This is a genomic window from Halorubrum sp. BV1 (genome assembly GCF_000746205.1).
GTDB lineage: Archaea > Halobacteriota > Halobacteria > Halobacteriales > Haloferacaceae > Halorubrum.
The window spans coordinates 100,909-123,489 of the sequence record NZ_JQKV01000001.1; the positions used below are offsets into that span (position 1 = coordinate 100,909).

Here is a 22,581-nt window from a genome sequence, read left to right on the forward strand (position 1 = left end):
AATTGAACGATGAGGATCGCTGGATAGAGGGCGAAAAACAAAGCGAGAACCAACCCAACTCCTTTCAGACAGGTGACTGGATATTGTTCCACTGTTTTAGATGTTTCAATCTCAACTAAGTATCTTCGGTCGATGGTCGTGTACTCTGTATCTCTCAGGTGAGATCGTCGGTTTCGTGTGGATACCACAAGAGACATACCAACTGTTTGAAAATATACTAGAAATGTTCGATAATCTTTTTTCAGTATTGTTCACCGCTGCGCATTTCGCCCTCCTCATCGGAATATACGGCTTGTTTATTGGAGTGTGTTGGTCACCGTTCCTGACTGCGGGGCGCTTGAGAGATCTCTTCGCGGTGCTGCCGCCCAGCGGGTGGCGAGTGAACTATGTTCTGTGGATTCTCCTGCCGGCGCTCGTCTGGGGGTTTCTCTTCGGAGGCACGCTCTCAGTGAGTCTCGACGTGCGACCGCCAACGCAAGCCTCGGAGATCTACGTCGCCGGAATCGATGGGATCGTCGTGGCGACGCTGATCTCTCTCCTCCTATGGCCATTCCTACTTCTGTACGTACTCCCGAGGAGTGGACTTGATTGGGACCCTAACGAGTACGCACCCAAGACAATCGTTCTTGTCGTCGGCAGCCTCATCTGGTACCTTGCGTTTCTGGCCGGACCAGCATACATACTGTCTATCTTCGCTGGATTCGGCGATGTTATGGCTGGTCCCTGAATAATTGAGTCGATACACTATATCGGACCTTGTTTAGACGCAGATCAACAGCTTGTTTTTTGATAATGATGTTGTTCATCTACCCCTCAATATGCACACTGTACTGACCATGCGGGCTCAAAATGTGTCGACTGTTGAGGATTTCAACAGAGCCCTTCACGCAGAAATCGTTGCATGCGCGGGACCGGATTTGAACCGCGAGGACTCGCTTCGCTCGTCCTCTGGGCTACAAATCCGCTCCTGCTCTTCGCTCACGTACGTTCGCTCATGCGCGGGACCGGATTTGAACCGGCGGACCCCTACGGGATAGCGTCCTAAGCGCTACGCCTTTGGCCTGGCTCGGCAACCCGCGCGCGAGCTATCGTACCCGGGTGGCGCAAAAATAGCTGTCGCTCCGGGGACAGGGGTCGCCAATCAGCGGTCCGCGTCGAACGGCAGCCGCGCGACCAGCGCGTCGGCGTCGATCCGATCGAGGATCCGCTCGGCGACGAGCACCGCCGCGATCCCGAGTCCGATCCCGAAGACGGTGTCAGAGAGGTAGTGCGTGCCGAGGTAGACCCGTGAGAACGCGATCAGCGCGGCGAGCGCGGTCGTCGTCGCGAACGGAAGCTCCTCCGAGGTTCGAGCCACCATCGCGTACGCGGTGACGGCGGCCGCGTGACCCGACGGGAACGAACTCGTCGTGCCGGACGTCCCCTCGGTCACACAGACCGGATTCGACGGAAACGGCCGCTCGACGACCGACATCAACGCCCAGACCACGACGCCGAGCATCGACAGCGCCACCACGCTCGTTCGGAACTCCTCGCGCCACCCCGCGAGGTGGAACAGCCCGACGAGCACGACGCCGGCCGTGACCGATCCGAGCCCGGTCATCGACGTCATCGCCTCCGTGAGCGCCGGCGTCCGTATCGAGGCGACGAACTCGGCGGCGCGCAAGTCGATCCACCGAACGGTGCCCAACAAATAGTTCACGGACAGAACTCACAGTCGCAGTACGTCTCACACACCGTGTTCGCGCAGTCGGCGTCGCGGGCCGAACAGCGTTCTCGCCCGTGACGGATCAACAGCACATGAAGCGGGTAGATCAGCTCGTCGGGAACCATCTCGTCGAGCCGGTCGTGGGCGGCCGCGTTCGAGGCCGATTCGGGGACTAGCCCGAACCGCTTCGAGACGCGCTCGACGTGGGTGTCGACCGCCATCGTCGGCTTGCCGAAGTGGAAGTTCAACACGACGCTCGCGGTCTTCGGTCCGACCCCCTTAATCTCCGTCAGCCACGCCTTCGCCTCCCCGGTCGCCATGGCGTCGAGAAACGCGAGCGAGTACGCACCGCCCGTCTCCTCGCGGATCGCGGCCAGCGCGCGCTGGATCCGAGCGGCCTTCTGGTCGGCGAGTCCGGCGACGCGGATCGTTTCTGCCAGCTCGTCGTGATCGGCGGCCTCGATCGCGGCGAAGTCCGCGTAGCGGTCGAAAAGCGCCGCAGACGCGCGGGTCGTGTTCTCGTCTGCGACGTTCTGTGAGAGGATCGTCGTCACCAGCTGTCTGACTCCTTCGCCGGGATCCGCGGTCGGGTCCGCGCCGTGTTCGGCCTCTCGATCGACGGGCTCGTACTGGTCCACGAGGTCGTCGTGGAGCGCGCGCACCCGCGACTCCGTCCACGCTTGCGTCGACATACCCGTCGTACGAACGGGGTCGACTTGAGCGCGGCGGCCACGCGGACACTTATGTACCTCTCGGGGCGTACTCCGGGTATGTACCGTGCGAGCGAGCGCGTCGACAACGCGGCGTGGATCGACAGGCTTGAGCAGGCCTGCGCGACGCTTGAACTCGACGAGGAGGCGCTCTCGACCGCGACCGACCTCTTCCTCTCGCGAGCACCCGAGGAGGAGCGAGGAAAACGCGTCACCGCCGCCGGTAGTCTCTACGCCGCCGCGCTGATCCGCGGTCAAGAGCGGTCACAGTCCGCCGTCGCCGACGCGATGGGCGTCTCGCGGCTCTCCGTTCAGAAGCGTTGGAAACCCATTTTAGCGGACGCCGGATTCACGCCGCCGACGTGGTGAGCTACTTCGGCGTCGCGACGACGCCGAGGTGGTCCTCGTGGAACCGATCGAGTCGTCGCGTCTCCAGTACCTCGTAGGCGTCACGGAGCCGATCCACGGCCTCGTCGAAAACGTCGTCGGGCGCGGCGGTCACGTCCTCGCTGCGCGCTTTGATCGCGAGCAGCAACCGTCCGTCGTCCGCGAGGAACTGCGCGTTGCGAACGGCGACAGTCGCCTGCCCGCGAGTCGCGACGTCCTGTACGATCACGTCCACGTCGGCCTCCACGACGTGTGCGTACGTCCGTGGCTTCCGCGCGTCCTTGAGGAGCGGGAACAGCCGATCGCGGGACTCGGCGGCGTCGAGCAGATCGCGCACCGGCCGCGGCGCGAACTCGACGCCGTAGGTCGGTCCCGCGAAGTCCGCGACGTGGCTGACCGTCGTCCCGCTCGCGGCACCGAGATAGAGGACGGTCTCACCGCCCGCGAGCCCGGTGTCGAATCCGAGTTCGAGCATGCCGCCGAGCTTCGACCGTCGGGGATCCCAAGCGCGCCAGCCGTCCGCGGTCGGCTCGCCGTACACCGGCTCGCCGCGAGTCGCGAGCCCCGTCTCGCCGTCGATCGCGCGGCGCTCGACGCCGGCCGGGAGCGTCGGTTCGCTCATCGGCTCTCCTCCGGGGCGTCGCCGTCGGTCGCCCCTTCGGAACCGTTCCCCCCGTTCGGACCGTCGGCGCGCCCGCGGATCGTCGCCATCCGCTCGCGAAGGTCGTCGTGGAGCGTCTCGCGGCGCTCACCTGCGTAGTGGTCCGCCCGAGCCGCGAGCGTCAGCTTGCCCGCGAGCGCCCGCGCGGCCGACCCGCGGTCTTCGGGTCGCGTGCCGCGGACGTACTCGTGGGTGTAGATGATGCCGTGTTTCGGGGACGGGGCGCGCCCGGAGAGGTGCGCGAACAGCGCGTCCTCGGCACCGAGCACCTGCACCGTGCCCGACGGCTTTTTCGCCAGCGACTCCAGTCCCCCCGCGAGCGCGATCAGCCGCGCCGCGAGCTCCGGACCGGCCATCTCCGCGAGGTTCGGCGCGACCGCCGGCGCGACCCGCTCGATCGTCGCCGCGATCGCGTCGCGCTCGTCGGCCACGTCGGCCGCGCGTCTCGCGAGCGAGACCGCTCGCTCCTCGATCTCGTCGGTCGGCTCGCGCTCGGTGACCTCGCGTGCGCCCTCGATCCCGGGCGCTACGTCGTCGAACAGACTGCCAGCCCACTCCGTCGCTCTCTCCGCCAGCTCGTTCGCGGTGCGCTCGCAGTCGTCCATCGCCCGAACGCCGTGTATCAACTGCTGATCGTCCGCGCGCTCGCGTTCTTCGACGGCCGCCCGCGTGGCACGGAGGGTGGCATCGTGAAGGGCGTCGTAGTACGCCGACTCGTCTTCTGCGAAGCCGGTGTCGACGGCGCGGGCGGGCCAGTCTTCCGGCCGGTCTGCGCCGCCGCTATCGATAGCGTTCCGCGCCGCGTCGCGGTCGTCGGGCGGTCCCGCCTCGAACCAGCCCGCCCCCGCCGTATCGTTGCACATACTCCGAACCCTGCGGCCGAAATCGTATATGCGTCCCGGTGTGGCGGCCGGAGCGCGTTCGCTGCCCGGATAGCCGTGGGTGTCAGGTGCCCGTCGACTCGCCTTCGAGACGACACACCCGGCAGTAGGCACAACCGCCTCAGACCGACGCGAGGAAGTTCCCGATGAGGTCGTGCCCGGCCGGCGTCAACACGCTCTCCGGGTGAAACTGCACCGCCTCGATCGGGTGTTCGCGGTGTCGGACGCCCATCACGATGGACTCTCCGTCGTGGTCGGTCGTCGCGGTCACCTCGAAGACGTCAGGTACCTCGACGGCGGCGAGCGAGTGGTACCGCCCGGCGCGGAATCCCTGATCGAGTCCGGTGAAGACGCCGTCGCCGTCGTGCTCGACGGGGAACGCCTTCCCGTGGATCGGCTCCGGCGCGTGCCCCACCGTGCCACCGTACTCGTAGACGGCGGCTTCGAGGCCGAGACAGACGCCGAGCGTGGGCACCGTGGGCGACAGCTCTCGCAGCACGTCCGCGGTGACGCCCACGTCGCGCTCGTTCTTCGGGTGGCCGGGGCCGGGACTGATGAGGATCGCGTCGGGTTCCGCCCGCTCGATGTCGGCGAGCGACGCGGTGTTTTTGAACACCTCGATCTCTATCGGCTCGTCGTCGTCGGGCTGGTCGGAGACGTACTCGACGAGGTTGTATGTGAACGAGTCGAAGTTGTCGATCACGACGACCTTCATTCGTCGACCTCCGTGCCGGGGGCGAGCGGGTCTCCTCCGGGCGTGTCGCCCTCTCGAATGCGGTCGATAGCGGCCAACACGCCGTCCATCTTCTGTTCGGTCTCCTCGTACTCGGCGGTGGGATCGGAGTCGGCCACGAGCCCCGCGCCGGCCCGGACGGTGACGACCGACTCGTCGTCCGCGTCCTCCAGCGTCGCCGTCCGAATCACGATCGCGAAGTCGGCGTCGCCGCTCCACGCGTAGTAGCCGACGCCGCCGCCATACGCCTCGCGGGGGGTCGTCTCAAGCTTCTCGATTATCTCCATCGCGCGAACCTTCGGCGCGCCCGTGAGCGTCCCGGCCGGGAAGGTCGCGCGCGTCGCGTCGAAGGCGTCCGCGTCGTCGGCGAGCGTGCCCGTCACCGTCGACTCGATGTGCTGAACGTGGCTGTACTTCAGCACGTTCATGAACTCCTCGACGCGGACCGACCCGGGCGCCGAGACGCGTCGCACGTCGTTGCGCGCGAGGTCGACCAACATCGTGTGTTCCGCGCGCTCCTTGGCATCCGCGAGCATCTCGCCCGCGAGTCGGCGGTCCTCGACCGGGCTCGTCCCGCGCAGACAGGTGCCGGCGATAGGGTTCGAGACGACGCGGTCCCCCCGGACCGATACCAGCGTCTCGGGGCTCGCACCCACGATGCTGCGGTCGTCGTGACGCAGCACGTACATGTACGGCGAGGGGTTCACTTCGCGGAGCGCGGCGTACAGTCCGAGCGAGTCGACTTCGCCGCGTAGCTCGCGGCTCCGCGAGATGACGCCCTGATAGATGTCACCGTCGAGGACGTGCTGTTTCGCCGTCCGGACGGCCGCCTCGTAGTCGGCCTGTGCGCCGGCCGACTCGGCGTCGATACGAACGCCGTCGGGGTCGGGTGACGACGCCGCGCGCAGTTCGTCGGCGACGCGCTCGGCCTCGGCGACGAGGTCGTCGTACACCGCGCCCGGGTCGTCGTCGCCGCCGATCACGGGCGTGAACACGAGTTCGACCGTACCCTCCACCTCGTCGAAGACGACCGTGCGGGTCGTGAGCGCGAACTCGGCGTCCGGAAACTCGGTCTCGGGGCGGTCCACGCCGACCTCGTCCAACCAGAGGTCGTAGACGGCCTCGTACGCGAGGAAGCCGACGAACCCCCCGGAGAGGATCTGGCGGTCGGTGTCGGGAAACCCGCGCCGGCGCACGTCGGGAAACGCCGCCCGGACGCGGTCGATCGCGTCGCCCTCGGCGGGTCCGAGGCCGCTCGCCTCGTCCGCGACCGCCTCACTGCCCTCCGCTTCGTCGGCGACCGCCTCGCCGTCGACCCCCCCGACGAACGACGCGGCCGGTCCGAGTTCGGTGACGTCGGTGCGGTCGGGATGGACGGAGACGATCGCCTCCGGGTCGTAGCCGACGAACGAGTAGCGGGCGTGTTTGTCCGCCTTCCCGCCAGCGGTGAACGCGCCGTCCGGATCGCTGGACGCAACCTTCTCGCCGGATTCGAGCAGGAACCCGTACGGACTGTCGCCGACCAGCGTCGCGTACGCCGCGAGCGGCGTGACGTCGGCGTCGAGCGACGCGGCGACGCGAACGACGACCGGTCCCTCGGGGTCGCCGGCGTCGCTCGCGAGATCGGCGAACGTCTCCCTGTCGGTGTCAAGCAGCGAGTCGTTCATGCGAGTTCCATCTCCCGGCCCGCGTTCGCGACGAACCGGGCGACCGCGTTGTGGTCTTTCCGCCCACCGTCCAGTTCGACGCCGGAGGCGACGTCGACCGCGAACGGGTCGGCCGCCCGGATCGCCTCCGCGACCGTATCCGGCGTGAGCCCGCCCGCGAGGACGACGGGCGATGTGAGTCGGTCAGCGAGTTCGCCGGCGCGCGTCCAGTCGTGCGTCTCGCCGGTCCCGCCCGCGCCCGACTCGTCCGTCGAGTCGAGCACGAGCGCGTCGGCGACCGCGTCGAGTTCCTCCGCGCGCCCCGGCTCTGTGGCGTCGACGGCGAGGAGCACCTTTCTCTGGGTCTCAGCGCGGATGTATCGGATCTCATCGGGCGTCCACCCGCCGTGGATCTGGACCGCGTCGGGACCGATCGTCCGGACGAGTTCGACGACGCGTTCCGCGGAGTCGGGCATCGTGACGAGCGTCGCCGTCACGAACGGCGGGACGTCAGCGAGGAGGTCGGCCGCCGTGGCGGGTTCCACCTCGCGGGGGGAGTCGACGGGAACCTCGGTGATGACGCCGACCGCGTCGGCCCCGGCGTCGACCGCCGCCCGGAGGTCGGCGTCGCGGGCGAGCCCACAGACCTTCACGCGAGCCATCAGTCGTCCTCCGAGGTCGGAGACGGCGTATCCTCACTGGCCGCGCCCGTCGCCGAATCGTCGCCGCAGAGCGCCGCGAACTTCGTTGCGGCCCCGCCAGAGTCGATCGCCTCGGCAGCGCGCTCGACCCCGGCTTCGAGCGAGTCGGCTTCGCCCGCGACGTAGACGGCCGCGCCGGCGTTCGCGAGCACGAGGTCCCGCTTCGGCCCCGTCACAGTCCCCTCGACGATCCCGCGGAGGTCGGCCGCGTTCTCCTCGGGCGTCCCGCCCGCGACCGCCTCGATCGGGGCGCGTTCGAGTCCGAGGTCGGCGGGATCGATCGTGAACTCACGCACGTCCTCGCCGTCGACCTCGGCTGCGACCGTCTCGCCGTGGATGCCGATCTCGTCCATGCCGTCGCCGTGGACCACCAGGGCGCGCTCGACTGGCATGTGCGCGAGCGATCGGGCGATCGTCCCGACCAGATCGGGATCGTAGACGCCGAGCACCTGCGCTTCGGCACCCGCGGGGTTCGTCAGCGGGCCGAGAACGTTGAATATCGTTCGCATGCCGAGTTCCTTCCGCGGGCCGATGACGGCCTTCATCGCCGGGTGGAACACGGGCGCGAGCATGAAGCCGATCCCATCCCGCTCGATGGCGTCCTCGACGGCCGACGGCTCGGCCTCGATGTCGGCCCCCGCGACCTCCAGCACGTCGGCGCTCCCGGAGGACGACGACACCGAGTAGTTGCCGTGCTTGGCGATCGGGACGCCCGCGCCGGCGGCGACGATAGCGGCCGTCGTCGAGACGTTGATCGTGTTGTAGTCGTCGCCGCCGGTCCCGCAAGTGTCGACGAGCGGTGCTCGGTCGGGATCGATCGTCCGCGCGGCGTCGCGCATCCCCTGTGCGAAGCCGGCGATCTCGGCTTCCGTTTCACCCTTCGCTCGAAGCGCAGCCAGAAGCGCACCGATCTGCGCCTCCGTCGCCTCCTCGAAGACGAGGCTCGCGGCCTCGCGCGCCTGTTCGACCGTCAGGTCCTCCCCGTCCGTCACGCGTTCGACCGTCTCGTTGATATCCATCGTGTTCACCAATGTAGTATTCCGCGTTGTGATGTACAAGTATGTACACTGATTTAACGCTGTCGCCGGCGCTATCCGTGCGTCGATGTCGCAAGCACAGCCGCCGGGGCCGACCGGTCAGTCGCCGACGATCGGCGTCGGTCCGTCCGCCTCGACGACGACCACCGGGACCGCGGCCTCCTCGACCACGGTCTCGGTTGTCGAGCCGAAGACGAATCGCCCAACCGTCCCCGTCGTCGTCTCGCCGACGACGACGAGGTCGTAATACGGCGACTGCTCGATTATCGCGTCCGCCGCCCGCTGGTCTTCGACGAGCCACCGGTCCGCGCGCTCGAAGCCGTCGAGGCGGTCGCACGCGGCCGAGAGCAGGTCGTCACCGGTCGTCGGGCTCGACGCGGCCGCCGCTCCGTCGGCACTCGTTGCCGCTCCGTCGTCACTCGTCGCGGTGCCGGCCGTCGCTTCGCCGGCGCTGTCGGCCGGGGCGTCCCCGCCCCGAGAGCCGGAGCCATCGCTCTCGGGTGTCGGTTCGTCCTCGGGGACGACGTGGAACAGATCGAGCCACGCGTCGGTCGTCTCGGCGACCGCCCGGGCGAGGTCGACCGTCGCGCCCGAGTGCGGTCCGGGACCGACCGCAACGAGGATCGAGGCGACTCGGTCCCCCCGGCTCACCCGGTCCGTGCCCTCGATCCGAGCGTGCGCCGCAGTCGCGGTCGCAGCGATCGCCTCCCCGACGGGCCGTTCGACGATCGGTTCGCCGGGGTCCGGTGCCGTCCCGGCCGTTTCGACGGCCGCGTCGTCCGCGGTTCCGCCGTCGGCGTCGCGCCCGTTCATGAGCGAAATGTCTGACGCACGTCGCATAAATCCCGGCGGTCCGCTCGTTACTCGCGGAAGAACGCCTCGTCCTCGAACGACTCTGTCTCGCCTTCGACGGCCACGACGTCGAGCGCGGTGACTTCGGCACCGACGCCCAAGAGTCCCGCGAGACTCGGCTCCGTCCGTCCCTCGTCCCCCGAGATCAGCTCCTTGATGTAGAGTCCGCCCGCGCCGTGGATCTCGACGGTTGCGTGGCGAGCGTCGTCCAGTTCCGCGCTCGCCTCGTACACGTCGCGCTCCCGAGTGAGTCCCGCCCGCCGGTGGTCGACCCGGTTCGGCGTGTACTGCTCGACCGTCGTTCCCTCCAGACTCTCGACCGCGTCGGCGAGGGCGTCGGCGTCGACGTCGGCATCGAAGGTCACGTCGGCCCGGTAGCGCTTCGAGGCGTCGTGTTCTTTCACGCGCTCGACCATGTCGTACGTCGCGAGCGTGAGTCCCTCGACCTCGACGGCCCCGTCGGCAAACGCGTTGATGTCCGACTGGAGCCGATCGGTGTCGACGCGCCGGCGACGCGGCTCCGCCACCTCGATCACGAACGGCCGACCGGTCCCGAGCATGAGCGCGTCGACGTCCTCGCGGCCCGCGCCGTGAAAGGTCGCCTCCGTCCCGTCCATCACGTCCTCGACGACCGGTGCCGTGTACTCCTCCACGCTGTCGTCGTAGAGGTATCCCGAACCGCCGCAGTGGTCACAGGGGTCTGCGCCCTGCCGGCCGGAACCGTTGCACTCTCGACACGGCCACTCGGTCTGCGGAATGTCGCGCTCCAGCTTCCGGTACCGACCGTAGACGAACGTGGAGTTCACCTTCGCGTCGACCGCGTCCTCGGCCAGATCGATCGTGAACTGCACGTCGGGGCGGTCGAAGGAGACCTCCGTGTCGGTGAGACGACCTACGCGCTTGCCGACCTCGCGGTTGAACTCCGACTTGAACGGCTCGCCCGCGTCGGCGTCGACTCCGGCCTCCTCGCGGAGCAGCGCCTCGTTCTCCTCGATCAGCGGCGGCGTCCGCGTCCCGACGTTGTACGTCTCGAACTCGGCGTCGCCGACCGCGTCGACCGCGCGTTCGGCCCACGCGTCGAATTCCGCACACCGACCTTCACAGACCCAGCAGTCGACCGTCTCGACCGGCTCGTAGTCCTCGTCGTCGCGCAGCGCCAGCGCGGTGCGCAGCGCCGACCCCCGCTCGGCGTTCGACAGCCCGAAGCTCCGCTCAGCGACGAGCCGGCCCAGGCAGGCGTCACAGACCGGACCGGTCTCGGCCGCTCGCGCCGCGACGTCGAGTACGTCCATACGAACTCCAGCGCCCCGCCCGATAACTGTCTTACGGGCTTCTATCGACCGACGGTTCGGACGGTGTGCCCGCGACCGCACGACTCTCGTCGCGACGACCGCGACCGACAGTGTGGAAGTTAAGAGGGTCGCCGTCGTGATGGCGGCTGTGACCGCGCCGTCAACGCGCACCGATACGGTCGAACTCGGCGTGGAGCTTCTTGCACACCTCGAACGCGAGGAGCTGTCGCTCCCGGAGGCGATCGATCGAATCGAGACGGTGACCACGAGCCCCACGCTCACCCGAGAGATCCTCGACACCGCCGAGAAACGCGGCGTCATCGATCGCGACGGCGCGCGCCTCCGCGTCGAGCGCGGCGGCACTCATGTGAACTACGAGACGCAGGTGGTGACGCGGGAGGGCTCCTTCGAGTGTCGCCGCTGCGGCTCCGGGCTCACCACCGGCCACTTCGTGCGATTAGACGCCGGCGAACTCGGCCCGTTCGGCTCCTCGTGTATCCGGAAGGTGACGGGACGTGCGGAGTCGGCCGACGGGCAGTGACGTACCGACGGCTCCGAGAATAGCGGGTTCGGAGGTCACACGCCGTCGAACGCGTTGTTCCTCTCGGCTACGACGGCGACATCTGGATGTTGAGGCTCTTCTGGACGAGCTGTGTGAACGCCATCGAACACAGGAAATACCAGAGGATCCACATCTGTATCGGGCCGACGACTCCCGTGTCCCAGGTGACGGTGCCGGCGAGCGGGACGATCATCTCCTGTGCGGCGACCGCCGGATACGCGGGGTCCGAGCCGCGGTAGCCGATCACCCAGAACATCCAGAGGAACGCCGGGATCGTGAGGAACATGATCCACACCATCGGACGGAACTGCTCTTTGAACATACCGAGTTGATCGCCCATCGCGTCCATCTGCTCTTCTTGGATGGCGTCGAGTTCGGCCTGGTCGTCGCGCTCTTTCGCGTCCTTGCGCCGCTCTTGGATCTCTTTCATCCGGTCTTGGTACGCGCTCATCTTCTCCATGTCCATGAGCCCCGCGCGCAACAGCGTGGAGTACAGGCCGGTCGCGAGCGCGATCACCATCACCACGACGTAGAACGGAACGATGTTCAGAAGGGGACCGAGCACGACGTCGATCGCGCCGGCGATCGCGTTCCGAACCGGATTGACCGCGTAGCCGACGAAGGCACCGATCGTCGCGACGCCCGCGACCTTGTCCCACTTCGTCCACGACGTCGTCTCCGGCGTCTCGGCGTCGCCGCCTCCGCCGTCGCCGCCGTCGTCTTCGAGTCCCGATTCGATGGCGTCCGGGTCGGCCAGCGCGAACCCGGTCTCGCCGTCGACGAGGACCTCCTTTTCGATGAGTCGACCCCACTGTCCGCTCGTGATCTCGTCGCGGACGTCGATCCACTGGACCTCGCCGTCGGTGGCGCGGTCAAGAACGACTTCGATCGCGTCTCGCATCTCGCTGTCCCCGCGGACGAGCGAGCGGACTCTCCGTTCGACCTTGCTCATTATCGGCCGGTTAGCGGCCGACTGTTAAGAACCTTGTAGGATCGGCGGCGACAGTCGCGACAGTCGCGGTCGCGAAAGCCGCGGTCGCTCGGAGTTACTCGTCGAGCACGTCGCGGATTCGGTCGAAGACCTCATCCGGAGCCGCCTCGCCGTCCACCTCGACGAGGTCCCCTGCGTCGCGGAAGTGCTCGATGACGGGCTCGGTGTTCTCATAGAAGACGCCGAGTCGCTCTCGGGCGGTCTCCTCGGTGTCGTCGTCGCGCTGGATCAGGTCGCCGCCGCACTCGTCGCAGACACCGGGCTCTTCTGGCGGCTGGAAGTCGACGTGGAAGTTCGCGCCGCAGTCGTCACAGACCCGGCGACCGGTGAGCCGATCGACGAGCACCTCGTCGTCGACGTCGAGGAGGATGACGGCGTCAAGATCCGTGATCTCGGAGAGGTATTCGGCCTGATCGAGGTTGCGCGGGTAGCCGTCGAGGACGAACCCGTCGGCGTCGGCGAGCGCGGCCTCGACGATCTCGTTGACCACCGGATCGGGCACGAGTTCGCCCGATTCCATGAAGGAGCGCGGCGTGCCGTACTCCGTCTCCATGTCCTTGTTCTCGCGGAGCGCGTCGCCCGTCGTGACGTGCTCGACGCCGTACTCGTCGGCGAGCTTCGCGCTCTGCGTCCCTTTTCCGGCACCCGGTGCACCCAGCAGAAGGATTCGGTGACTCATACCGAGGCGCTCTCTCGCCTGACGTAAAAGCGTTGAAGATCCCGCCTCGGTCCCGCTGGCGACGAGCGGTCACTCCGCGTCGTCGGTCAGCCGAAGCCCCATCTCGAGTTCGAAGCTCTCGGCGTTCGAGGTCTCAAAGCCGATCTTCTTGTACAGCGAAACGGCGGCGCGGTTCCACCGCTCGACGGTGAGCCACACCTTCTCGACGCCGGCCGCCTGCCCGTGGCCGAGCAGGCCGCGGATGAGGTCGGTACCGATCCCCGCGCGCTGGTACGCCTGGTGGACGAAGATCGCGAGTTCGTAGGCGTCATCGTCGGGAACGAGCGTCGCGTGGCCGGCCACCTCGTCGTCACACCACGCGATGACGTTGTAGCAGTCGTCGCCGAGGATCGCGTCGAGCCACTCGCGGATGCGGGACTCGCCGCTCGGGGGGATCCCTTGCGCTCGGTCGGCGGGATCGAACGAGTCGTACATCTCGACGAGCGCCTCGTCCTCTTCGTCCGTTCCCTCGTACGGGCGGATCTCGATAGTCCGTCCCTCCCGATCGGTGAACGAACTCGGGGGGGCGGGAAAGTCGTCTGCCACCGCGTCCGGATACGTTCGATCGGTCATCGGACCAGCGTGACTGACGTCTTGGCGTTCAACAAGACGAACTCGGCGATCGACCCGAGCGTGATCTTCCCCATCGGACTGGTGTGGCCGCCGCCGAGTACGATCTCGTCGAATCCTTCGGTTTCGGCGAGTTCGACGAGGCGACTTCCCGGGTCACCCTCGACACGTCGGACCTCGGCGTCGATGTCTGCCTCGGAGATAGCGTTTTCGGCCCGCGTGCGGACCTCTTCTACCGTCGGCTCGGCGTCTTCGTTGTCGACCACGACGACGGTGAGATCGTCGCCTGCGACCGCCGCGCGATCGACGGTCCGATCGAGCGCACGGAACGAGTCGTCGCTGCCACCGATCCCGCAGAGCACCTTCATAGGTCCACGTCCACTCCCCGATACAAAAATCGTTCTCCGGGCGGCGAGCGCGACCGCCGGATCGGCGCGCGGAGAGAGACCGTCGGGCGACGAGGCATAGCGCGGTAAATCCACCGACAACCCTTTTGTTCGGGGTAGAGTGTTTATGACCATGAACGACTCGACCGATCCGTCGCCGGCGACTCCCGGCGACGGATCGGACTCCTCCGAGACGCCGAACACGGATTCCCCGGCGGACGCGCAGACGGATGGGCCGAACGGCGAAGCCGACATGAGCGAATCCGGCGGCGACGATCTGGCTCCTGACGCAGACGGCGACGCAGACGCGGACGCAGACGGCGACGCAGACGCGGACGCAGACGGCGACGCAAACGCAGACGCGGATGTTCCCCCGGACGTCAGAAAGTACGAGCGGTTCAAGAAGATGGACGGAGCCCGGTACGAGCGCGTCAACGAGTTCCTCCGCGACCGGACGTACATCACGGCCCGCGAGTGGGCGATCGCTCGGCTGTGTGCCGACTTCCGGACCGAGACCGGCGTCGAGATGACGAAAATCGGCGAGAACCTCCCCGAACTCGTTCCGTTCATGACGGACACCTACACGCCGCAGGCGGTCAATCAGGCGCGGTACTCCTTCGAACAGAAGGTGACGAAGGCGGGTGCAACGTTCCTCTACGGCGCGATGTCGGGGTTCTTCACTGCGGAGGACGTAGACGAGATGATGTACGAGGTTACGGAGGTCGCGAAGTTCCTCCTCGAAGTCGAGGACGTGGACCTCGCGGTCGCAGACGAACTTGACGCCGAAGACCGGATCAGCGAGGTGATGCGCGAGGTACGGGCCTCCTCCGCCGACCTCCGCGGCGAGGAAGTCCGCTGTCCCGAGTGCGGGCACGTCCACGAACCGAGCGAGGAGTGACTATGGACCGATTTCCGGAGGCGCTTGACGGACTTCCAGACCCGGTCGTCATCGTCGACACCGACGGAACGATCCAAGCCGGAAACGACCGGATAACCGACGTTCTCGGGTACCGGCCCGATGAACTCGAAGGAACCGCGATCGACTCGCTGATCTTCGATCCCGACGAGGGGTCGGCCGGGGACACGCTCGACCGGTACGTCACGGACCCCGAGCCGCGGTCGATGTCGGCCAGCCTCGACCTCTGTGCTCGGCGCGCCGACGACACCGTCATTCCCGTGACGCTCAGCCTCGGCCCCTTCGAGCAGGACGGCCTGACGTTCCTCGTTGTCACCATCGTCGACGTGAGAGCGGAGAAGGCGGAGCGAGCGGCGCTCAACCGTCGGACCGAGACGCTCGAAGCGCTCCACACGGCGACACAGGACCTTCTGAAGACGACCGACAGGGAGGTTGCGGCCCAGGCCGCCATCACGTACGTCGAGGAGACGCTGGGGCACTCGATCGCCGGACTCTGGCTCTACGACGAGCCGCAAAACGTCCTCGAACCGATCGTCTGGACCGATCCCGCGGACGAGCTCCTCGGCGACCATCCCACGTTCGACGCCGACGAGCGGAGCATCACATGGGAAGCGTTCGAGTCCGGCGATCCGATCTACGTCTCCGACACTCACGCCGAACCCGAGCGATACAACCTGAGTTCCCCGATCCGAAGCGAGCTCGTGCTCCCGCTTGGACGATACGGCGTCATCAACATCGGCGCGACGGAGGCCGACGCGTTCGACGAGTCGGCGCTCGCGGTCGCCCGCCTCTGGGCGGCGACCGTGACAATGGTGTTCGTTCGCATCGAACGGGAACAGCAGCTTCGCGAGCGCGAGGCCGAAGTCGCTCGCGAGCGCGACCGGCTGGAGGAGTTCGCCAGTCTGGTGTCACACGACCTCCGAAACCCGCTCAACGTCGCCCGCGGTAACCTCGCGTTGATCACCGACCGACTCGACTCGGAGCACACGGACCAGCCCGAACTCGACGCTGTCATCCGGTCGCTCGACCGAATGGAGGCGCTCGTCGAGGACATGCTGACGCTTGCCCGACAGGGCGCTGCGATCGACGACCGCGAATGGGTCTCTCTCGAATCGGTTGCCGCGGAGGCGTGGGGCGGCGTCGACACCGCGGACGCCGACCTCACGGTCGCGAGCGACTGTCGCCTGCGCGCCGATCGGAGCCGGCTCAGACAGGCCTTAGAGAACCTGTTCGCGAACGCGATCGAGCACGCCGGCGAGTCGGTCCGGGTCACCGTCGGCCCCCTCGACGACCGCGGCGGATTCTACGTCGCCGACGACGGCCTGGGCATTCCCGCGGACCGCCGCGAGGAGGTGTTCGAAGCCGGCGTGTCGACGGACCCTGACGGCACGGGATTCGGCCTGAAGATCGTCGACGAGGTGACGCAGGCCCACGGCTGGACCGTGACGATCGCGACCGGCGAAGACGGCGGAACCAGATTCGAGTTTCGCGACGTCGATACCGCCGACGCCGTCGCGGCCGACCGCTGACTCGGCCGACCCGTCGATCGACCACCGTCTCGCCGCGCGGTCACGCAACCGATGACCTGACAGACGCGCACACGCCGCGCGGCGATCAGTCGTCGGCGCTCGCCTCTCCGCCGGTCGCGCCGCGGTCCGCGTCGCGGTCCGACACCGTTCCGTCGTCGTTCCAGCCGCGGAGGGCGTAGTACTCCGAGAGGGCGGCCTCGAATCCCGCGATGTCATCCGCGTACGGGAGCGTGTCGTCATCGCGATCGAAGCCGCGAGCGTTGTTGAACGCGCGCTCTCGCTCGACGATGCGCGCGCCGAGCGCCAGGAGGTCTCCGTAGTCGGCGTCGAGAAGCGCTGCGAGGTCGTCGTCCGTGACGATCCCGCGCGAGAACTTACAGACGATCGCCGAGTCGAGCACGGCGTTTCGGTTCTCCTTTTCCACGAGCATCGGCGGTTTCCCCTCCAGTCCCGTCGGATCGAGCGCCTCGTCGGGGTCGACGAGCGGATACTCGTACGGGTAGAACTCGCCGTACATGTGGTCTGCGCCGCGGTTCGAGGTCGCGAACGCGAGTCCCTGCCCGTTGAGATGTCTCCCGTCGTGTCCGGAGAAGGGGAGGCCTTTGACCGTCCAGTCGTCGGCTCCGAACTCCTCGTGGGCGCGGTGGACGCCCTCGGCGAGCTTGTCACCGACCCCCTCCCGATAGGCGATCTGCTCGACTATCGACTGGACCAACTCGGCGTTGCCGAACTCGTCTTCGCTCTCCAAGAACATCGAGACGACGTCGCCACAGGAGATGGTGTCCATTCCGAGTTCGTCACAGCGTTCGTTCGCGCGCATCACGTCGACGATGTCATCGACGCCGGCGTTCGAGCCGAATGCCATCACCGTCTCGAACTCGGGTCCCTCCGTCTCGACGCCTGTCTCTTCGTCGCGGGTCGGGAGCTTGCAGGCGAACGCACACTGCGAGCACGTTCCCTTCTTATATTTTTTCTCTTCGACGCGGTCGCCGGAGATCCCCTCTGCGCCGTCGAAATCGGTTTCAGAGAAGTAGTACGACGGGAGCGCGCCGACCTCGTTCGCGAGTTCCGTCACGCTCGCCGTGCCCTGCCGCTTCATGATCGAATCGGACGTGGCGGCCTCGCGGTGGACCGTCGCGGCTTCGTCGGGCCAGTCGAGGTCGATCGCGTGTTCGGTATCTCCGTCGAAGGTGATCGCCTTCACGCCCTTCGCGCCGAGGACGGCCCCGAGCCCGCCGCGGCCGAACGCGCGGGTGTCAGAGGTCATGATCGACGCGAACCGGACGCCGTTCTCGCCCGCCGGGCCGATGCAGGCGACGTGCTCGGCCGAGAGGCCGTGGCTCTCCGTGAATCGGTCCGAGACGGACGACACCTCCGCCTGTTCGAGGTCGGGCACCAGCTCGAACGTCACGTCGGGCTCGCCGTCGTCGCCGATCTCGCGCACATGCACCGCGAGCAGCTCGTCGCTCTCGCCGACGATCTCGACGGCGGCGTAGCCGGCACCGGTGACGTTCCGCGAGAGGAATCCGCCTGCGTTCGACGAACAGAGGCCGTTCGTGAGCGGCGAGAGCGCCGTGGCGGCCATCCGCCCGGTAAAGGAGGTGGTGGAGTACTGCATCGGTCCCGTCGAGAGGTACAGTCGGTTCTCGGGACCGAGCGGGTCGGCGTCGAACGGAATCCGGTCGTACGCGAGCGCCGTGTTGAGCCCGCGGCCGCCGACGAACTCGGCGACGCGCTCGTCGATCGGGGTCGTCGTGGCCGACCGCTCGGACAGATCGATCGTGAGGAGTGGCCCCTGTGCGTGTCTCATGGACGTTCCTGAGCGTCTCCGGGGATAAAACTCCGGGTGGCGGGCTGGTCGGCGCTGCGATTCCGACGCGTCAGCGCTCTATCTCGTGGTGTGTCACCGCGTCGTTCCCGACCGGTGCGCCGGCGTCGAGCGTCGCCACTCTGAACCGGTCGTCCGCGCCGTCGACCGGGATCGGGAGTCCGCCGGGGTTCACCCGGACCGTCCCGTCCCGCTCTTCGACGCCGTGTGCGTGGGTGTGACCGTGAAAGACGTAGTCGTAGTCGCCACAGTCGACGAGAGCGTCCACCACGACGCCGCTCGTGCCGTGGGTGACCGCGACGTCGACGGTCCCGAACGAGATCACTCCGGCCTCGCCGAGGTACGTGCCGAACGACTCGACGGTGGACTGGACCGCCCACTCGCCGTCGTTGTTCCCCCGAACGGCGTAGAAGTCGAACCCGGCGTCGAACGGCGTCACCGAAAACGGCGCGACGAAGTCGCCGCAGTGGACGACGGCGTCGACGTCAAGCCGGTCGAACAGCGAGACGGCCGCCTCCACGGCGGCGAGGTCGTCGTGGGTATCAGAGACGATACCAATACGCATGGATAGACCGTCGCGCGCCCGGCTGATAAAAGCCTCGCGCCGGTCAGACCGTCGGTCCCGCAACGCGCTCGACAGACCGTGGACCGGTCCCGCAGTCAGCGCCGCGCGACCTCGTGGCGACCGAACCCGTACCGGAGTCGGTTCGCGAGCCGCCGAGAGAACCGGCCCTCGTTCCGGGAGTCGAACCGCTCTGCGAGCGCCTGATAGATGAGCGGCACCGGAACCTCCTGTTCGAGCGCCTCCTCGACGGTCCACGTCCCCGTCGAGCCGCCGGCGACGTGGTCGGCGACGTCGCCGAGGTCGGACCCCTCCTCGCGGAACGCCTCCTCGCAGAGTTCGAGAAGCCACGACCGGATCACCGCGCCGTTGTTCCACGTCCGCGCGACGGACTCCATGTCGAGGTCGTACCGGCCCTCTGTGAGAAGTTCGAATCCCTCGCCGTACGCCTGCATCAGCGCGTACTCGACGCCGTTGTGCACCATCTTCACGTAGTGACCCGACCCGGCCGCGCCCATCCGGTCGTGGCCGTCTCGCCCCGTCGCCACCGCGTCGAAGACGGGGACCATCGCCTCGTAAGCCCACGCCGGGCCGCCGACCATGAGCGAGAACCCCTCCTCCGCGCTGGCCGGCCCGCCCGACGTGCCGCAGTCGAGGTACGCGGCGTCCGTCTCCTCGGCGCGGCGGACCGACTCGTGGAACCGCGAGTTCCCGCCGTCGACGACCACGTCGTCGCCGTCGAGGTGCGGTTCAAGGTCGGCGAGCGTGGCGTCGACCGCGTCGCCGGCGGGCACCATGAGCCAGATCCGCTTGCCGCCGTCGTCGTCGCGCTCACCGCCCTCCCCGGTGAGCCGGTCACAGAGGTCGGCAACCGAGTCCGCCGGCTCCGCGCCGTTCTCCGCCGCCGTCGCGGTCGCCTCCGCCGAGAGGTCGAACGCGACCACGTCGTGGCCCGCGTCCATCGAGCGGTTCACGACGATCTGTCCCATCCGTCCGAGTCCGATGACGCCGAGTTCCATGTGCGCGGGGTCGGTACCCCCGGCCGTAGTGGTTCCGATCCGACCGCCGACCCCGGCGGGCGGCGGCCGCCCGATCGACGCTCGCCCGACCTGTATGCGCGCCTGCTCTCTCGCCCTGCGCTCTGCTACTCTTCTTCGAGCGCCTGCCACGAGAGCCGCGGACTCCGCGCGGCACCGACCTGGTCGATCCGGCCCGCTGCGGTGCGGTTCGGCGACGTGGAGAGTGCCTCGTCGGTGTCGGCGTACGCTAAGTTGAACGCCTCTGCGAGGTCATCGAGCGACGATTTCCCCTCGATCTCGGTCGGCTCCGTCAGCATGGCCTCCGGAACCATCTCCGGCCACTTCGTCGTCGGCGGGTGGACGCCGAAGTCTAACATTCGCTTCGCCACGTCGGCGGCGTCGCGGTCGCCCGCGGTCGCTGCGAACTCGTGATGGAACGGGCCGTACGGCACGTCCAAGTCGATCCGCTCCGCGAGGTAGTTCGCGTTGAGCACGGCCTTCGCGGCCGCGTCCGCGAGCCCCTCGTCACCGAGGCGGGCGATGTACGCGTACGCCTTGATCAAGACGAGCCAGTTGCCCGCGAACCCGTGGACCTTCCCGATCGTGTTTTCGGGCTCGAACCGCTCGTAACCGCCGTTCCCCTCGGTCTTCCGGACGCGGGGCGTGGGGAGGAACTCCGCCAGCTCGTCGACGACGCCGACGGGACCCGCACCCGGGCCGCCCCCGCCGTGCGGCGTCGCGAACGTCTTGTGGACGTTGTAGTGCATCACGTCGAATCCCATGTCGCCGGGGCGGCCGCGGCCGAGCAGCGCGTTGAGGTTCGCGCCGTCGTAGTATAAGAGTCCGCCGGCGTCGTGGACGATGTCCGCGATCTCCGTGATGTCGCGCTCGAAGAGTCCGACCGTGTTCGGGTTCGTGAGCATGAGCGCGGCGGTGTCGTCGCCCACGGCCGCTTCGAGCGCCTCGACGTCGACGCGACCGTCCTCGCCGGAGGGTAACTCGACGACGTCGTAGCCCGCAGTGGCGGCCGTCGCGAAGTTCGTCCCGTGTGCCGACGCCGGGATGACAACCTCCGAGCGGTCGTTACCGTGGTGCTCGTGGTACGCCTTCGCGACGAGGATTCCCGTCAGCTCGCCGGCCGCCCCCGCCGGCGGCTGGAGCGTGACCGCGTCCATACCCCCGATGTCGCCGAGGAACTCCTGTAACCGATACTGGAGTTCGAGGATGCCCTGAACCGACCGCCCGGAGCGGTCTGGATGGACTGCCGCGTTCGGGTCCGCCGCGACGTCCTCGGTGAACTTCGGGTTGTACTTCATCGTGCAGCTTCCGAGCGGATACGGCCCCGAGTCGATCGCCCAGTTCATCTGCGAGAGCCGGGTGTAATGACGGGCGACTTCCGGCTCGGACGGCGCGGGCAGCGTGAGCGATTCGCGCGTCAGATCGTCGGGCAGCGGCGAGGCGTCGCTCACGTCGACGGTCTCCTCCGTTTTCTCCGAGAGCAGCGGCTCGTGAACGGCCTCGTCCTCGCGCGTGTACCGCGCCTGATCGTGGATCAACTCAGATCACCTCCTCGATCGCGGCGACGAGGTCGTCCGCCCGCTCCGCGTTCAGATCGGTCACGCACACCTGCAGCAGGTGCTCGCCTATCATGTGGACCGCGAACCCCTCGGCCTCTAGGTCCGCTGCGACGGCCGCCGCGGGCTGGTCGACGCGAACCGCGAACTCGCGGACGTGATGGCGGTCGTGAACCGGCGCGGTCGCGCCGACGACGTCGTCGATGCGCTCGGCGAGGTCGGCCGCCTCGCGCACGCAGTCGTTCGCGAGATCGACGAGCCCGTCCGGCCCGAGCGTCGCCGCGTGGATCGCCGCGCGCAGCGCGACCCACGCCTGATTCGTGCAGATGTTCGAGGTCGCGCGCTCCTTGCGGATGTGCTGTTCGCGGGTCTGGAGCGTGAGCGTGAACGCGCGATCGCCGCGGGCGTCTTCGCTCGCGCCCACGAGCCGCCCGGGGACCTGCCGGATGAAGTCGTCGCTACACGCGAAGATCCCGAGCCCCATGCCGTAGGCGGTTGGGAGTCCCAGCGCGCCGGCCTCGCCGACGACCACGTCGGCACCGACGCTCGCCGGCTCCTGCAGCACCGCGAGCGAGACGACGTCCGAGCCGAGCGTGAACAGTGCGTCGGCGTCGTCGGCCACCTCGCCGATCGCCGCGAGCCGCTCCTCGATACAGCCGCGGACCGTCGGATTCTCGGCGTACACCATCACCACGTCCGCGTCCGCCCGTTCCGCGAGCGCGTCCACGTCGGCGTTTCCGTCGTCCATCGGATACGACTCGACCGTCAGGCCCGCTCCCGCACAGTAGTTCTCCAGTACCGCCCGCTTGCCCTCGCGCAGCTGCTCCGGGACGAGCACGACGTCGCCCGAGGTCGACCGGACGCGGTCCGCGAGCGTCGCCGCCTCGCCGAGCGCGGTCGCGGCGTCGTACATCGAGCAGTTCGCCACGTCGAGGCCGGTGAGTTCGACGAGGATCGACTGGTACTCGAAGAGCGCCTGCAAGAACCCCTGTGAGATCTCCGGCTGGTACTGCGTGTAGCTCGTGAGGAACTCGGCGCGATCCGAGAGGTGGTCGACGACGCTCGGCACGTAGTGGCCGTAGTGGCCGCGGCCGAGGAACTCCGTGAGGTCGTCGTTGCGGCCGAACAGCCGCGAACACTCGGTGCGGATATCGCGTTCGCTGCGCGCGTCGATCCCGAACTCCTCGTCGAACGCGATCGCGTCGGGGATGTCGAACAGCGCCTCCTCGTCGGCGACGCCGACGGCGTCGAGCATCGCCGCGGTCTCGGCGTCGGTGTGAGGCGCGTACGGGCTTCCGTCGGCTCCGCTCATCGGCTC

The 22,581-nt window shown here is 67.8% G+C and carries 24 protein-coding genes and 1 tRNA gene; 5 read left to right on the forward strand and 20 right to left on the reverse strand.

Annotated features, from left to right (window positions below):
* Positions 1-223 precede the first annotated feature (223 nt).
* Positions 224-727 carry a DUF8162 family protein gene (locus EP28_RS00545; RefSeq protein WP_049982074.1) on the forward strand — a complete coding sequence of 168 codons (504 nt, stop codon included), beginning with the start codon at positions 224-226 and terminating at the stop codon, positions 725-727.
* Positions 728-995: 268 nt separating this feature from the next.
* On the opposite strand, the gene EP28_RS00550 is transcribed toward EP28_RS00545, so the two are convergent.
* From EP28_RS00550 to nth, 3 genes are all read right to left on the reverse strand, one after another.
* Positions 996-1,080 (reverse strand) — tRNA-Leu (locus EP28_RS00550).
* 61 nt (positions 1,081-1,141) lie between these two features.
* Positions 1,142-1,702: a phosphatase PAP2 family protein gene (locus tag EP28_RS00555; protein WP_230455239.1), complete on the reverse strand. Its 561-nt coding sequence runs from the start codon at positions 1,700-1,702 to the stop codon at positions 1,142-1,144.
* On the reverse strand, positions 1,699-2,400 hold the full coding sequence (gene nth / locus EP28_RS00560) for an endonuclease III domain-containing protein (RefSeq protein WP_049982076.1): 702 nt from the start codon (positions 2,398-2,400) through the stop codon (positions 1,699-1,701). The genes EP28_RS00555 and nth overlap by 4 nt, the downstream gene beginning before the upstream one ends.
* A gap of 78 nt (positions 2,401-2,478) precedes the next feature.
* Between nth and EP28_RS00565 the strand changes: the two genes are divergently transcribed.
* Positions 2,479-2,787: a cyclin family protein gene (locus EP28_RS00565; RefSeq protein ID WP_049982077.1), complete on the forward strand. Its 309-nt coding sequence runs from the start codon at positions 2,479-2,481 to the stop codon at positions 2,785-2,787.
* A gap of 1 nt (position 2,788) precedes the next feature.
* Here the strand turns inward: EP28_RS00565 and EP28_RS00570 are convergent, their stop codons facing one another.
* The 8 genes from EP28_RS00570 to EP28_RS00605 form a co-directional block, all read right to left on the reverse strand.
* Positions 2,789-3,427, reverse strand: coding sequence for a fibrillarin-like rRNA/tRNA 2'-O-methyltransferase (locus EP28_RS00570; RefSeq protein ID WP_049982078.1), 639 nt, complete (start codon positions 3,425-3,427; stop codon positions 2,789-2,791).
* Positions 3,424-4,329 carry an NOP5/NOP56 family protein gene (locus EP28_RS00575; RefSeq protein ID WP_049982079.1) on the reverse strand — a complete coding sequence of 302 codons (906 nt, stop codon included), beginning with the start codon at positions 4,327-4,329 and terminating at the stop codon, positions 3,424-3,426. The genes EP28_RS00570 and EP28_RS00575 overlap by 4 nt, the downstream gene beginning before the upstream one ends.
* A 139-nt stretch (positions 4,330-4,468) precedes the next feature.
* Positions 4,469-5,062 carry an anthranilate synthase component II gene (gene trpG, locus EP28_RS00580; RefSeq protein ID WP_049982080.1) on the reverse strand — a complete coding sequence of 198 codons (594 nt, stop codon included), beginning with the start codon at positions 5,060-5,062 and terminating at the stop codon, positions 4,469-4,471.
* Positions 5,059-6,747, reverse strand: a complete 1,689-nt coding sequence (gene trpE / locus EP28_RS00585) for an anthranilate synthase component I (RefSeq protein WP_049982081.1) — start codon at positions 6,745-6,747, stop codon at positions 5,059-5,061. Before trpE ends, trpG begins: the two co-directional genes overlap by 4 nt.
* Positions 6,744-7,388, reverse strand: a complete 645-nt coding sequence (locus tag EP28_RS00590; RefSeq protein WP_049982082.1) for a phosphoribosylanthranilate isomerase — start codon at positions 7,386-7,388, stop codon at positions 6,744-6,746. The genes trpE and EP28_RS00590 overlap by 4 nt, the downstream gene beginning before the upstream one ends.
* On the reverse strand, positions 7,388-8,446 hold the full coding sequence (gene trpD, locus EP28_RS00595) for an anthranilate phosphoribosyltransferase (RefSeq protein WP_049982786.1): 1,059 nt from the start codon (positions 8,444-8,446) through the stop codon (positions 7,388-7,390). The genes EP28_RS00590 and trpD overlap by 1 nt, the downstream gene beginning before the upstream one ends.
* 117 nt (positions 8,447-8,563) lie before the next feature.
* On the reverse strand, positions 8,564-9,277 hold the full coding sequence (locus tag EP28_RS00600) for a universal stress protein (protein WP_049982083.1): 714 nt from the start codon (positions 9,275-9,277) through the stop codon (positions 8,564-8,566).
* 47 nt (positions 9,278-9,324) lie between these two features.
* Positions 9,325-10,608 carry a tRNA pseudouridine(54/55) synthase Pus10 gene (locus tag EP28_RS00605; protein ID WP_049982084.1) on the reverse strand — a complete coding sequence of 428 codons (1,284 nt, stop codon included), beginning with the start codon at positions 10,606-10,608 and terminating at the stop codon, positions 9,325-9,327.
* 148 nt (positions 10,609-10,756) lie between these two features.
* On the opposite strand from EP28_RS00605, the gene EP28_RS00610 reads away from it, so the two are divergent.
* Entirely contained in the window at positions 10,757-11,149 is a 393-nt protein-coding gene (locus EP28_RS00610; protein ID WP_049982085.1) for a DUF5830 family protein, read from the forward strand.
* 67 nt (positions 11,150-11,216) lie between these two features.
* On the opposite strand, the gene EP28_RS00615 is transcribed toward EP28_RS00610, so the two are convergent.
* The 4 genes from EP28_RS00615 to EP28_RS00630 all read right to left on the reverse strand — a co-directional run bounded on the left by EP28_RS00615 (position 11,217) and on the right by EP28_RS00630 (position 13,817).
* Positions 11,217-12,122, reverse strand: coding sequence for a DUF106 domain-containing protein (locus EP28_RS00615; protein WP_049982086.1), 906 nt, complete (start codon positions 12,120-12,122; stop codon positions 11,217-11,219).
* Between the two features lie 94 nt (positions 12,123-12,216).
* On the reverse strand, positions 12,217-12,840 hold the full coding sequence (locus EP28_RS00620) for an adenylate kinase (protein WP_049982087.1): 624 nt from the start codon (positions 12,838-12,840) through the stop codon (positions 12,217-12,219).
* A 69-nt stretch (positions 12,841-12,909) separates the two neighbouring features.
* Entirely contained in the window at positions 12,910-13,452 is a 543-nt protein-coding gene (locus tag EP28_RS00625) for a GNAT family N-acetyltransferase (protein ID WP_049982088.1), read from the reverse strand.
* Entirely contained in the window at positions 13,449-13,817 is a 369-nt protein-coding gene (locus EP28_RS00630; RefSeq protein ID WP_049982089.1) for a universal stress protein, read from the reverse strand. Before EP28_RS00630 ends, EP28_RS00625 begins: the two co-directional genes overlap by 4 nt.
* Positions 13,818-13,968: 151 nt before the next feature.
* Here EP28_RS00630 and EP28_RS00635 point away from each other — a divergent pair, with 151 nt between their 5' ends.
* The gene (locus EP28_RS00635; RefSeq protein ID WP_049982090.1) at positions 13,969-14,733 is read left to right on the forward strand and encodes a DUF5806 family protein; all 765 of its coding nucleotides are present in this window, start codon (positions 13,969-13,971) and stop codon (positions 14,731-14,733) included.
* 2 nt (positions 14,734-14,735) lie between these two features.
* On the forward strand, positions 14,736-16,280 hold the full coding sequence (locus EP28_RS00640; protein ID WP_196219578.1) for a PAS domain-containing sensor histidine kinase: 1,545 nt from the start codon (positions 14,736-14,738) through the stop codon (positions 16,278-16,280).
* An 85-nt stretch (positions 16,281-16,365) separates the two neighbouring features.
* On the opposite strand, the gene EP28_RS00645 is transcribed toward EP28_RS00640, so the two are convergent.
* The 5 genes from EP28_RS00645 to gcvPA all read right to left on the reverse strand — a co-directional run bounded on the left by EP28_RS00645 (position 16,366) and on the right by gcvPA (position 22,575).
* The gene (locus EP28_RS00645; RefSeq protein WP_049982092.1) at positions 16,366-18,090 is read right to left on the reverse strand and encodes an aldehyde ferredoxin oxidoreductase family protein; all 1,725 of its coding nucleotides are present in this window, start codon (positions 18,088-18,090) and stop codon (positions 16,366-16,368) included.
* Positions 18,091-18,160: 70 nt separating this feature from the next.
* On the reverse strand, positions 18,161-18,673 hold the full coding sequence (locus EP28_RS00650) for a metallophosphoesterase (protein WP_049982093.1): 513 nt from the start codon (positions 18,671-18,673) through the stop codon (positions 18,161-18,163).
* 95 nt (positions 18,674-18,768) lie between these two features.
* Positions 18,769-19,689 carry an NADP-dependent phosphogluconate dehydrogenase gene (locus EP28_RS00655; RefSeq protein ID WP_049982094.1) on the reverse strand — a complete coding sequence of 307 codons (921 nt, stop codon included), beginning with the start codon at positions 19,687-19,689 and terminating at the stop codon, positions 18,769-18,771.
* A gap of 125 nt (positions 19,690-19,814) precedes the next feature.
* On the reverse strand, positions 19,815-21,245 hold the full coding sequence (gene gcvPB / locus EP28_RS00660; RefSeq protein WP_049982095.1) for an aminomethyl-transferring glycine dehydrogenase subunit GcvPB: 1,431 nt from the start codon (positions 21,243-21,245) through the stop codon (positions 19,815-19,817).
* 1 nt (position 21,246) lies between these two features.
* Complete coding sequence (gcvPA, locus tag EP28_RS00665) at positions 21,247-22,575, reverse strand: aminomethyl-transferring glycine dehydrogenase subunit GcvPA (RefSeq protein WP_049982096.1); 1,329 nt, start codon at positions 22,573-22,575, stop codon at positions 21,247-21,249.
* Positions 22,576-22,581: the final 6 nt, after the last annotated feature.